Source organism: Ruegeria sp. CRTD044, assembly GCF_059613485.1.
Map to the genome: position 1 here is coordinate 80,264 of NZ_JBXWSP010000011.1, position 12,035 is coordinate 92,298.

Below are 12,035 nucleotides of genomic sequence, written 5' to 3' on the forward strand. Positions count from 1 at the left end.
CGTCGAGTTGACTTGACCAGTGGCTCGGGTCAGTCATTGTGTCATGCGTTTACTGCTTTTTCTGATTGGACTGATCGCGTTTTCCGTCGCAGCGATCGCGCAGGACCGAGCTGTGGTCGAGCGGCAGTTTCAGGACTGGTTGCAGCAACAGGTGTGGCCGTTGGCCCGGGCACAGGGTGTATCGCGCCGCACGTTTGACAGCGCAACCGACGGGGTTCGCCTGAATTGGGAGCTGCCTGATCTTGTTCCGCCGGGCTCTCCTACACGGGCACCCAAAAAGCAAAGGCAAGCCGAGTTCGGGTCCCCCGGCCGGTATTTCAACGCAAATTCGGTTCAGGGTGCCGCCACCGGCGGTCGGGGTATGGCCAAGCGTCATGCGGAAACGCTGCGCCGGGTCGAGGAACAGACCGGCGTTCCCGCCCGGATCATCCTTGCGGTCTGGGGCCGAGAAAGCGGCTATGGGCAGGTTCCGATCCGGCATGACGCGATCCAGGTGCTGGCCACCAAAGGTTTCATGAGCACGCGCGCGGATTATTTTACCGGCGAACTGATCGCCGCGCTGCAGATCGTCCAGGGCGGTCACGTGAACGGCCGCGCGATGAAAAGCAGCTGGGCCGGTGCGTTGGGCCAGCCGCAATTCATGCCGACCAGCTTTTTGAACCACGCCGCCGACGGTAATGCAGACGGCCGGGCCGACATTTGGGGGTCGGCAGACGACACGATTGCGTCGATCGGAAACTACCTCGCGCGGCACGGTTGGGTCAGCGGCCGCGATTGGGGGTTCGAGGTGACCGTACCGGCGTCTGTGTCCTGCGCGCTTGAGGGTCCCGACCAGGGCCGGGCGATCCGTGACTGGGTTGCCATGGGCATCACACGTGTCTCGGGCCGCCCCTTCCCCGAACACGAGCTGCGCGGCGAGGGCTACCTGATGATGCCGGCTGGCCGGAACGGTCCGGCCTTTGTCGTAACGCCCAATTTCTACGTTCTCAAAGACTATAACATGAGCGACCTCTACGCCCTGTTCGTGGGCCATGTGGGCGATCGCATTCAGTATGGCGTGGGCGATTTCAAAGGCCGCTGGGGCAAGGTGGGCGGTCTCTACAGGTCGGATATCGCGGCCATGCAGCAGGCGTTGATCGCGATGGGGCATGACGTGGGTGGTGCCGACGGGCTTCCGGGATACAAAACCCGCCGGTCGATCGGCCGCTGGCAGGAAGAAACAGGCCAGCGCGCCACCTGTTTCCCAGAGGCCGACATGAAATCGCGGTTGCGTCCCTGACCGCTGGCGATTCGCCTGATTGGGCGAAAGCGGGCGGCGAAATTCTGCCGAAACAGACCGCGCCACAGACTGCAATCCGAGCGGCCTGGGCACGAAAATATCGCAACGATACACGCCATCGTTACAAAATTTCGGCGACCACGCGTCATGAAGTTTCTTTCTACCTTTAGGCGATCCGGACTCATGGGAAGGCTTTAACCCTGCCCAAAATAGTGGCACGGTCTCGGCCAGCGAGAGGAAGCTCTTGCATCCACTTCACCGACTGCAATCCAGAAAGCTGCGACGCAGTGTTCCTTGCGAATTGGCACAACCCAAAATTCAAAAGAACCGGGTCCCAGCGGATGTCGGGCAACCAGGGCCGCCGGACGCCATCCCATATGGATGCGCAGACCGCCGCCACAATAATTGGGAGAAGATCATGAAAACCATCCTTCGAAACTCGGTGGCGGGCCTGCTGTGCTCGACCTTCATCACCGGTGCCGCGCTGGCCGCGGGCACCCATCCGGTCACCGGCGAGCCGCTGGCCGATGACCAGACCTTCGTCTACCGCGTGCTGGACGAGCACAGCTCGGTCGACCCGCAGGTGGTCGAGGACGTGTCGGGCGCCGAGATTGTCCGCGACCTGTTCGAAGGTCTGATGAATCAGGACGAAGACGGCAACCTGGTTCCGGGCGTGGCCACCGGCTATACCACCAACGAAACCAAGGACGTTTACACCTTCACCCTGCGCGACAACGCCAAGTGGTCGAACGGCGATCCGGTCACCGCACATGACTTCGTTTTTGCCTGGAAGCGTGCCGTCGATCCGGCCCTGTCCTCGCCCTATGCCTGGTTCATGGAGCTGATGTCGATCGAGAACGCCGCCGAGATCATCGCCGGCGACAAGCCGGTCGACGATCTGGGCGTCAAGGCTATCGACGATCACACGCTGGAAGTGAAACTGAGCGCGCCGCTGCCCTATTTCCCGCAGATGACCACGCACTCGACCACCTTCCCGGCCCCGCAGAAGGTCATCGAGCAGTTCGGCGATGAATGGACCAAGCCCGGCAACATCGTCTCGAACGGCGCCTATGTCCTGACCGAGCACCTGCCCAACGAACGCTCGGTGCGCGAGCGCAACCCGATGTACTGGGACAACGACAACACCATCATCGACAAGGTCGTGGCCCTGGTCATCAACGATGAGAATGTGGCCCTGACCCGTTATCTGGCCGGTGAGCTGGACCGAACCGAGGTACCCGCAGGCCAGTTCCCGCGCCTGAAGAAGGAATACCCGAACGAGGCGATCAGCTTCCCGCGCCTGTGCAACTACTACTATACGTTCAATCTGTCCGACGGCGGCCCCGAGGCCTTCAAGGACCCGAACGTGCGACAGGCCCTGTCGCTGGCGGTTGACCGCAAGATCATCACCGAGAACATCCTGGCCGGCGGTCAGCCCGAAGCCTACACCTTCGTGCCCGAAGCCACCGCAGGGTTCACTCCGCCGGTCGTGGAAATGGCGTCGATGACTCAGGCCGAGCGCGACGAGCTGGCTAAGGAATTGCTGGCCGAGGCCGGATACGGCCCGGACAACCCGCTGAGCTTCGCGATGGTCTACAACACCTCCGAGGCGCACAAGAAAGTCGCCGTGGCCCTCAGCCAGATGTGGAAGCAGAAGCTGGGTGCGCAGGTCGAGCTGGCCAACATGGAATGGAAGATCTTCCTGGAAGAGCGCGGCAACCAGAACTTCGAGCTGGCCCGCGGCGCATGGTGCGGCGATTACAACGAAGCCTCGACCTTCCTGGATCTGCTGCAGTCGGATTCCGGCTATAACGACGGTAAGTACAACAATGCCAAGGTCGACGAGCTGCTGGCCCAGGCCAAAACCTCGGACGATCCGGCCCCGTTGTACACCGAGGTTGAGCGGATCATCGCACAGGAAACCCCTGTGATCCCGATCTACCACTATGCCGGTGTCTACATGATGGACAGCGACGTGGGGAACTGGCCGGTGAACAACGTCGAGCAGAACTGGTACTCGAAGAACCTCTACAAGATCGCCGAGTAATCATCATCCTTTGATCGCGCCCTGCCCCGGACCGGCTCCGGGGCAGAGCCAATAATTGGGGGCATGAAATGCTTGCCTATGTCATCCGGCGACTGCTGATCGCCGTTCCGACGATCCTGTTGCTGATCGTCGCCAGTTTCTTTCTGATGCACTTCGCGCCCGGCGGGCCCTTCACCTCGGAGCGGCCGTTGCCGCCGCAGGTTCTGGCCAATATCGAGGCGCGTTACGGGCTGGATCAGCCGCTGTGGAAACAGCTGTGGGATTACCTGTACAACATCGTCGTGCATTTCGATTTCGGCCCATCCTTCAAGTTCAAGGACCGCGACGTGAACGACATCATCGCGCAGGGCTTTCCGATTTCGCTGACCTACGGGATGCTGTCCTTCCTCGTGGCCACGCTGGTGGGCGTCAGTTTGGGCATCGCCGCTGCGATCCGCCACAACAGCTGGATCGACTATTTCGCCGTGGGTCTGGGCATCGCCGCCCAGGCGCTGCCGAACTTCATCATGGGCCCGATCCTGATTTTGACCTTCACCCTGTGGCTGGGCTGGCTACCGGGCGGCGGCTGGAACGGGGGTCAGTGGCAATACCTGATCATGCCCGTCATCGCACTTGCGACCTCGTACATGGGGTCGATCGCGCGGATCACCCGGTCATCGATGCTCGAGGTTCTGAACTCGAACTTCATCCGCACCGCGCGGGCCAAAGGCCTGCCGACCCGCACCGTGATCTGGCGTCACGCGCTGAAACCCACGCTGCTGCCGGTGGTGTCCTATCTGGGGCCGGTCTTCGTCTATGTGCTGACCGGTTCGGTCTTCGTTGACATCTATTTCTCGACCGGCGGGCTGGGGCAGGCCTATGTGGGTTCGGCCCTGTCACGCGACTATGCGGTGCTGCTGGGGGTCACGATCCTCTATGGCGTTCTGACCGTTCTGGTGAACCTGCTGACCGACCTGGCCTATGCCTGGTTCGATCCGAAAATCCGTTACTGAGGGGGCTGGCAAGTGCTTGGAAAATCTCAGAAAGCCGCCCATCTGGCCGAAGACATCACCGATTACACGGTCATTCAGGGGCGTTCGCTTTGGCAGGACGCGCGGATGCGTTTTGTCCGCAACAAGGCCGCCATGGCCAGCGTGTTCATCCTGGGCCTGATCGTTCTGTTCACGATCATCGGGCCCTACTTTGCCGTCTGGAGCAACGAGGAAATCGACTGGAACGTCATGGGCGACGTGGCCGGCATGGGTATGCCGTCCATCGAAACCGGCCACTATTTCGGCGTCGACGATCTGGGGCGCGACCTGTACAGCCGGGTCATCCAGGCCACCACCACCTCGTTGCTGGTGGGCCTGATCGGGGCGGCCACCGCGCTGATCGTCGGCACCTGCTACGGCATCGCCGCCGGTTACATCGGCGGGCGCGTCGATGGCGTGATGATGCGCTTCGTCGACATCCTGCTGGCCATTCCGGCCACGCTGGTCATCATCCTGCTGCTGGTCGTGGCGGGGCGGTCGTTCTTCATGCTGTTCATCGCGCTGGGTGCGGTGGGCTGGCTGACCATGGCGCGGATCGTGCGCGGCCAGACCCTGACCCTGAAGAACCGCGAGTTTATCGAGGCCGCCCGCGCCGCCGGTGTCAGCGAGTTCACCATCATGTACCGCCACATCCTGCCCAACCTGCTGGGCGTGGTGATCGTCTATGCCTCGCTGCTGGTGCCCGAGATGATCCTGACGGAAAGTTTCATCTCGTTCCTCGGGCTGGGGATCTCCGAGCCCTATACCTCGTTGGGTCGTCTGATCGCCGAGGGCGCCGGAACCATGGGTTACGGCACGTTGTGGCAACTGATGTACCCCCTGGCATTTTACGTCACCATTATCATCACGATGTTCTTCATCGGCGATGGCCTGCGTGACGCACTGGATCCGAAGGACCGCTGACATGAGCCTGCTTTCCGTAAAGAACCTGAGCGTTCAGTTCGACACGCCCGACGGGGTGGTCGAGGCCGTCAAGAACATCAGCTTTGACATCGCGCCGGGCGAATGCCTGGGCATCGTCGGCGAAAGCGGGTCGGGCAAAAGCCAGACCTTCATGGCCGCGATGGGGCTGCTGCCGCCGGCGGGCCGAGCCACCGGGTCGGTGCTGTTGAACGGGCAGGAAATTCTGAACCTGCCCGTGAACAAGCTGAACCAGATCCGCGGAGATGACGTGGGCATGATTTTTCAGGACCCGCTGACCGCCCTGACCCCGCATTTGCGGGTCGGCCAGCAGATGCGTGAAGTCTTGCAGGTGCACGAAGGCCTGCAGGGTTCGGCCGCGCGGCAACGGTGCCTGGAATGGCTGGACCGCGTGCGCATCCCCGAGGCCGCGCGCCGTCTGGACCAGTTCCCGCACGAGCTGTCGGGCGGGATGCGCCAGCGGGTGATGATCGCCATGTCGATGCTGTGCAATCCCAAGCTGCTGATCGCCGACGAACCGACCACCGCGCTGGACGTGACCGTTCAGGCCGACATTCTGGACCTGATGGTACGTCTGCAAAAGGACGAAGGCACGGCCATCGCCCTGATCACGCATGACATGGGCGTCGTGGCCCGCATGTGCGACCGGGTGCAGGTCATGCGCCTGGGTGAGTTCGTCGAGGCCGGTGACACGCGCGAGATCTTTCACGCGCCCAAGCACGACTATACCCGCACCCTGATCGAGGCCATGCCCCGCATCGACGCGGGCGACGCGCCCAAGGCGGTGGAGACCGACGAGGCGCCGCTGCTGAAGGTCGATGACGTCAAGGTGCATTTCCCGATCCACGTTCCGGGCGGCATCTTTGGCCGCAAGGTGCCTTTGAAGGCGGTGAACGGGGTCAGCTTTGACATCCGCAGGGGTGAAACCCTGGGCGTGGTCGGTGAATCGGGCTGCGGCAAGTCCACCCTCGCCCGTGCCGTGCTGCAGCTGATCGAGCCGAGCGACGGCAATGTCAGCTGGCTGGGCCATCCAATCGTCGGGCTGAAACGGGCCGAGCTGAACAAGTACCGCAAGGATCTGCAGATCGTGTTCCAGGACCCGCTGGCCAGCCTGGACCCGCGGATGACGATCTCTGCCTCGATCGCGGAACCGCTGAAGACCTATCGCCCCGACCTGACCGAGCGCGAGCGCAAGCAGATGGTCGCCGAGATGATGGAACGGGTCGGCCTGAACGCCAACATGATCAACCGCTACCCGCACGAGCTGTCGGGCGGGCAGAACCAGCGGGTGGGCATCGCACGGGCGATGATCAACAAGCCCAAGCTGATCATCTGCGACGAGGCGGTCTCGGCGCTGGACGTGTCGATCCAGGCGCAGATCGTGCAGCTGCTGAAGGAACTGCAGCAGGAGTTCGGCCTGTCGATGATCTTCATCAGCCACGACCTGTCGGTGGTGCGCGCGGTGTCGAACCGGATCATGGTTCTGTATCTGGGTCGCATCGTCGAGCTGGGCGATGGCGAGATGATCTGCTCGAACCCGGTTCATCCCTACACGCAATCGCTGATCTCGGCGGTTCCGATCCCGGACCCGGATGTCGAGCGCAGCCGCCAACGACTGAAACTGCCGGGCGAGTTGCCCTCGCCGATGGATCCCAAGGCAGCGCTGCGGTTCCTGCCCAGCCGTCTGGCGGCGGGTCAGACCGACTATGTTCCCGCGCTCAGCGAGATTTCGCCCGGGCATTTCGTGGCTGAACACGATCCGCTGGAAGCGATCATGGCGAGCGCTTGATCCAGTCCCCGAAGCCGGGCAACCGGCTTCGGGGTGCTTGCCCGTTAGGGCAGAGATATTGGAAATGGGTATTTTGACTTTGCCATGACCAGATGGCACCCTTCGGTCGTTTTCGGCCTGTTTCTTCGGGCATCATTGATTGATCCGGTTTCGCAGCCTAAGAGGAAGCCCCGGATGCACCACGTCCACCGGCTAAGTTTTTGAATTTGAGAGGTCACATGTCACGCAAGGTCACCAAGGCGATTTTCCCTGTCGCAGGATTGGGCACCCGGTTTCTTCCGGCAACGAAATCCGTTCCGAAGGAAATCATGACGCTGGTTGACCGGCCTCTCGTTCAATATGCCATCGACGAAGCCCGCGCTGCGGGTATTACCGAGTTCATCTTCGTCACATCACGCGGGAAATCGGCGCTCGAAGACTATTTCGACCACAATCTCGTGCTGGAGCAGGAGCTGAAGGCCAAAGGCAAGGATGATTTGTTGGAGGTTCTCGAGAACACCAACATGGAAAGCGGTGCTATCGCCTATATCCGCCAACACAAGGCTCTGGGGCTGGGACACGCCGTATGGTGCGCCCGCCGTCTGATCGGCGATGAACCCTTTGCGGTCATGCTGCCGGACGACGTTATTGCAGCCGACAAACCCTGCCTGCAGCAGATGGTGGAGGCTTATGAGGAAACCGGCGGCAACATGGTCGCCGCGATGGAGGTCGCACCCGAAAAAACCAGCTCGTACGGGATTCTGGACGCCGCCGACAGTTCCGGCAAGGTGATCCGCGCCCGCGGCATGGTCGAAAAGCCCAAGGCCGACGAGGCACCGTCGAACATGGCGGTGATCGGTCGATACATTTTGGGGCCGTCGGTGCTGTACAACCTCAATCAGATGAAGAAAGGCAGCGGCGGAGAGATCCAGCTGACCGATGCCATCGCCGAAGACATCGGAAACGGTGTCCCGGTTTTCGGATACCGCTTTGATGGTCAACGCTTCGACTGCGGATCAAAAGCGGGCTTCCTGCAGGCTACCGTGGCATTTGCCCTGGCCCGGAATGACCTGAGCGACGACCTGAGCGCCTATCTGAATGATATTGTTGCCACAGGTCGGGCTGCCCAATAAGCGGCGGTCCTTCACCCACCCTGTGATGACTGCGATAAAACGTCAGAAAACCAGCCGAAAAGCCCATTCGTCATGACCACCATCTATCCTGTCATTCTGTGCGGCGGCTCCGGAACCCGGCTTTGGCCGCTGTCCCGAAAAAGCTATCCCAAACAGTTCGTGCCTCTGGTCGGAAACAGCAGCCTGTTGCAGGACTGTGCGGACAGGATGCGAGGGCCCAAGGACGCACCATACGCCAAGCCCCTGATACTCACCAATGAATCGTTCCGCTTTATCGTCACCGAGCAGCTTACCGCCATTGGTGTCGACCCCGGTCCTATCCTTATTGAACCTGAGGGCCGCAACACGGCTCCGGCGGTCTTGGCGGCCGCGCTTTACCTGTCGAAGGTTGACCCGGATGCTTTGATGCTGGTGGCGCCGTCCGATCACGTCGTTCCCGACAAGTCCGCGTTCCACGCGGCGGTTTCGCAAGGTGTGACTGCCATCGAGAGGGACCGCCATCTGGTGACGTTCGGGATCACTCCGGACCGGCCGGAAACCGGATATGGATATCTGAAGCTCAGCGCTGCGCCCGACGCGACAGGTGCTGCGGTCGCATTGGACCATTTCGTTGAAAAGCCCGATCTAGATCGGGCCAAGGCCATGATTTCCGATGGCAGTTACCTGTGGAATTCCGGCATTTTCCTGTTTGCGGTGCGCGACATCATCGCCGCGTTCCAGGATCATGCACCCAACCTGTTGCCGCCGGTACAGACTGCAGTCGAGGACGCGAAGGCCGATCTTGGCTTTCTGCGACTGGACGCATTGGCCTGGGGGAAAGTCGAAGACATTTCGATCGACTACGCGGTCATGGAACGGGCCAAAAACCTGAGCGTTGTTCCCTATGCCGCCGGCTGGTCGGATGTCGGCAGCTGGTCGGCCGTCCAGGAGCTGAGCAGCCCCGACGAAAACGGCGTTGCGACCACCGGTGAGGTGACGACGATCGACTGCAACAACGTGTTGATCCGGTCCGAGTCAGCCTCCCAAGAAGTCGTTGCCATGGGGCTCGAGAACATGATCGCGGTGGCCATGCCGGATGCCGTTCTGGTGGCCAGCATGGACAAGGCACAGGATGTCAAACAGGCCGTGGCCGCTCTGAAGGCCAAAGGGGCACCGCAGGCCGAAGCTCTGCCGGTCGACCATCGCCCTTGGGGCTGGTTCGAGAGCCTGGTCGTAGGCGAACGATTCCAGGTCAAACGGATTCACGTAAACCCCGGTGCGGCCCTGAGCCTGCAATCCCACCACCACAGGTCCGAGCATTGGATCGTTGTGGAAGGTACCGCCAAGGTCACGATCGATGACGAGGTTCGTCTGGTCAGCGAAAACCAGTCTGTCTACATCCCCCTTGGCGCGGTTCACCGCATGGAAAACCCCGGCAAGGTGCCTATGGTCCTGATCGAGGTCCAGACCGGCGCCTATCTCGGAGAGGACGATATTATCCGGTACGAGGATGTCTACGCCCGCAACTGATCATGGCTGAACACCTCGGCTCCGGTCGCCAACGGTTCACACTTTGGGCGTACAGGACAGAATCAGCTGACCGACCTCCATCGCAAAACCATCCACAGCCGCCCCAAAAGGGCGGCTTTGTTTCGTTTTTGGAAATCCATAAGTAACCAAATCCTTTTTGTGCCGTTCGCACGCGAAAGCGGGGATTCATCCCATCCGCGGCAGGGTGGCGCGCAGCGAATTCCGTGAATCGATGGCCCAAGGAGGATCCCGCCCGTGTCCCAAATCACCCCCCGTTTGAATCTGCCGTTTCTGCAACCCTCACAGGCGCAGAAACACGTTACCCACAACGAAGCGCTGCGGCAGCTGGACCTGATCGTGCAGCTGAGTGTTGTGGCTCTGGAAGAAACCATTCCGCCTGCGGCACCAGATCAAGGTGCCATCTACGGCTTGGGGGCCAGCCCGACAGGCGCCTGGGCGGGGAAGCCTGGGCAGCTCGCGGCTTGGTTGGACAATGCTTGGGTCTTTGTCACTCCGGCAAACGGATGGCGCGTTTGGGACCAAGCCAGCGCCGCACTCAAGGTCTGGGACAACGGGGGATGGATCGATCCTCCGGTCAATACTGCAAACCTTGCCGGGGTCGGGGTCGCAACTGGATACGATCCGACCAACCGCTTGTCGGTTCGGGGTCCCGCCACATTGCTGAGCCACGACGGAAGCGACCACCAGTTGAAGATCAACAAGGCGAGCGCGACTGACACTGCCTCCCTTCTGTTTCAGTCCAACTGGATCGGTCACGCCGAGATGGGCCTTGCGGGCAATACCGATTTTTCCATCAAGGTTTCACCTGACGGAGGCTCTTGGACAGAGGCGGTGCGCGTGGATGCCACATCGGGAACGATCAGTGGCGCGGCCATTCAAGCCAACCCTGAAGATGTAACACCCGGACGGCTGATGCGAGCCGACTACGGATATGGCCCGGGCAACCTCTTGGGTCAGGTGACGCAGTCTGGCGGGACCCCTACCGGCGCAGTGATCGAGCGCGGCGCAAATGCGAACGGCGAATTCGTTCGTTTCGCGGACGGAACTCAGATCTGCACTCTCGCGGCGAGCGCGGTGACTTGTACCGCCGGCATGGGGCCACTGTTTGCAAGCCCTCAGAATACTTGGGCTTTCCCCGCGCCTTTTGCTGCGGGCAGCACTCCGACCCTGAGCGGCAGCGGTAATGCACTGGGACGGTTCATCAGCTTCGATTTGCCGACCGAAACGCAGGTAGCGTGGCAAGTTCTGGCGGCGGTGTCCGATCCGGCAGCGATAAGCCCGACAGTCGCAGCCATCGGCCGCTGGTTCTGATCACCGAACGCACCCGGTCTTTGGGCCGGGTGCCTATTTGGCTCGCAGGTCGCCGGCCGATTGATCAAGGAACCAAGCATAGGTCTCGCGGATACCATCTTCGAGACCTATGCGTGCTTTCCAGCCCATCTCGGCCAACCGAGAAACGGCCATCAGCTTGCGCATCGTACCATCAGGCTTGGTGGTGTCCTGCGTGATCCGGCCGGAATACCCGGTGATTTTGGCGATCAGTGCGGCCAGCTCGGCAATCGAAACGTCCTGCCCGCAGCCCACGTTTATGTGGCTCAGCATGGGTTGCGTATTCGCCTGATACACGTCCTGCGGCAAATCCATTACGAACAGCGATGCCTCGGCCATGTCATCGACATGCAGGAATTCACGCCGCGGCTTCCCAGTTCCCCAAATCACCACTTCTTCCAGCCCGTCGCGTTTGGCTTCGTGGAAGCGGCGGATCAGTGCTGGCAGAACATGGCTGTTCTCAGGGTGGAAATTGTCGCCCGGCCCATACAGGTTGGTCGGCATGACCGACCGGTAGTCGACCCCGTGCTGGCGGTTGTAGCTTTCGCACAGCTTGATCCCGGCGATCTTGGCAACCGCATAGGGTTCGTTCGTCGGCTCCAAAACACCTGTCAGCAACGCGTCTTCGCGCATCGGCTGCGCTGCCTCACGCGGGTAGATGCAGGAACTGCCCAGCTGCAGAAGACGCCGTACGCCAGCCGCAAAAGCCTGATGGATCACATTGCACTCGATCATCAGGTTTTCGTAAATGAAATCTGCAGGATACGTGTTGTTTGCGTGGATCCCGCCCACCTTGGCAGCGGCCAGTATCACTACGTCTGGGCGCTCGGCCTGCATGAAGGCGCGGACGGCCGTCTGATCGGTTAGATCCAATTCGGAATGGGTTCGGGCCACCAGTTCAAGCGCCTCGCCATCGGCCTGGCGCGCCTTGAGCTGGCGCAGGATTGCTCCACCCACCATACCACGATGTCCGGCGATGTAGATCTTGCGCATTTCT

9 protein-coding genes are annotated in these 12,035 nt (G+C 61.2%); 8 read left to right on the forward strand and 1 reads right to left on the reverse strand.

The genetic code is table 11. From position 1 onward, the window contains the following. Positions 1-43: 43 nt before the first annotated feature. From AC2FNL_RS10415 to AC2FNL_RS10450, 8 genes are all read left to right on the forward strand, one after another. Positions 44-1,279 (forward strand): lytic murein transglycosylase, encoded by a 1,236-nt coding sequence (locus tag AC2FNL_RS10415; RefSeq protein WP_496833500.1) that lies wholly within the window; start codon positions 44-46, stop codon positions 1,277-1,279. Positions 1,280-1,697: 418 nt separating this feature from the next. Continuing rightward, entirely contained in the window at positions 1,698-3,326 is a 1,629-nt protein-coding gene (locus AC2FNL_RS10420; RefSeq protein ID WP_170457629.1) for a peptide ABC transporter substrate-binding protein, read from the forward strand. A gap of 68 nt (positions 3,327-3,394) precedes the next feature. After that, a complete protein-coding gene (gene oppB, locus AC2FNL_RS10425) occupies positions 3,395-4,318 on the forward strand; it encodes an oligopeptide ABC transporter permease OppB (protein WP_093963128.1) in 924 nt (307 codons plus the stop codon). Between the two features lie 12 nt (positions 4,319-4,330). Further along, entirely contained in the window at positions 4,331-5,260 is a 930-nt protein-coding gene (locus tag AC2FNL_RS10430) for an ABC transporter permease subunit (RefSeq protein WP_170341315.1), read from the forward strand. A 1-nt stretch (position 5,261) separates the two neighbouring features. Continuing rightward, on the forward strand, positions 5,262-7,067 hold the full coding sequence (locus tag AC2FNL_RS10435) for an ABC transporter ATP-binding protein (protein ID WP_496833502.1): 1,806 nt from the start codon (positions 5,262-5,264) through the stop codon (positions 7,065-7,067). 218 nt (positions 7,068-7,285) lie between these two features. After that, positions 7,286-8,179 (forward strand): UTP--glucose-1-phosphate uridylyltransferase GalU, encoded by an 894-nt coding sequence (gene galU / locus AC2FNL_RS10440; RefSeq protein WP_496833503.1) that lies wholly within the window; start codon positions 7,286-7,288, stop codon positions 8,177-8,179. A 72-nt stretch (positions 8,180-8,251) separates the two neighbouring features. Next, positions 8,252-9,688: a mannose-1-phosphate guanylyltransferase/mannose-6-phosphate isomerase gene (locus AC2FNL_RS10445; RefSeq protein WP_170461520.1), complete on the forward strand. Its 1,437-nt coding sequence runs from the start codon at positions 8,252-8,254 to the stop codon at positions 9,686-9,688. A 255-nt stretch (positions 9,689-9,943) separates the two neighbouring features. Further along, positions 9,944-11,020: a DUF2793 domain-containing protein gene (locus tag AC2FNL_RS10450; protein ID WP_496833504.1), complete on the forward strand. Its 1,077-nt coding sequence runs from the start codon at positions 9,944-9,946 to the stop codon at positions 11,018-11,020. Positions 11,021-11,053: 33 nt separating this feature from the next. Here the strand turns inward: AC2FNL_RS10450 and fcl are convergent, their stop codons facing one another. Next, positions 11,054-12,031 carry a GDP-L-fucose synthase gene (fcl, locus tag AC2FNL_RS10455; protein WP_496833505.1) on the reverse strand — a complete coding sequence of 326 codons (978 nt, stop codon included), beginning with the start codon at positions 12,029-12,031 and terminating at the stop codon, positions 11,054-11,056. Between the last annotated feature and the right edge of the window lie 4 nt (positions 12,032-12,035).

Coding starts and splice junctions, on each gene's coding strand:
- AC2FNL_RS10415 (WP_496833500.1), top strand. CDS start 44: ATGCGTTTACTGCTTTTTCTGATTGGACTGATCGCGTTTTCCGTCGCA.
- AC2FNL_RS10420 (WP_170457629.1), top strand. CDS start 1,698: ATGAAAACCATCCTTCGAAACTCGGTGGCGGGCCTGCTGTGCTCGACC.
- oppB (WP_093963128.1), top strand. CDS start 3,395: ATGCTTGCCTATGTCATCCGGCGACTGCTGATCGCCGTTCCGACGATC.
- AC2FNL_RS10435 (WP_496833502.1), top strand. CDS start 5,262: ATGAGCCTGCTTTCCGTAAAGAACCTGAGCGTTCAGTTCGACACGCCC.
- galU (WP_496833503.1), top strand. CDS start 7,286: ATGTCACGCAAGGTCACCAAGGCGATTTTCCCTGTCGCAGGATTGGGC.
- AC2FNL_RS10445 (WP_170461520.1), top strand. CDS start 8,252: ATGACCACCATCTATCCTGTCATTCTGTGCGGCGGCTCCGGAACCCGG.
- fcl (WP_496833505.1), bottom strand. CDS start 12,031: ATGCGCAAGATCTACATCGCCGGACATCGTGGTATGGTGGGTGGAGCA.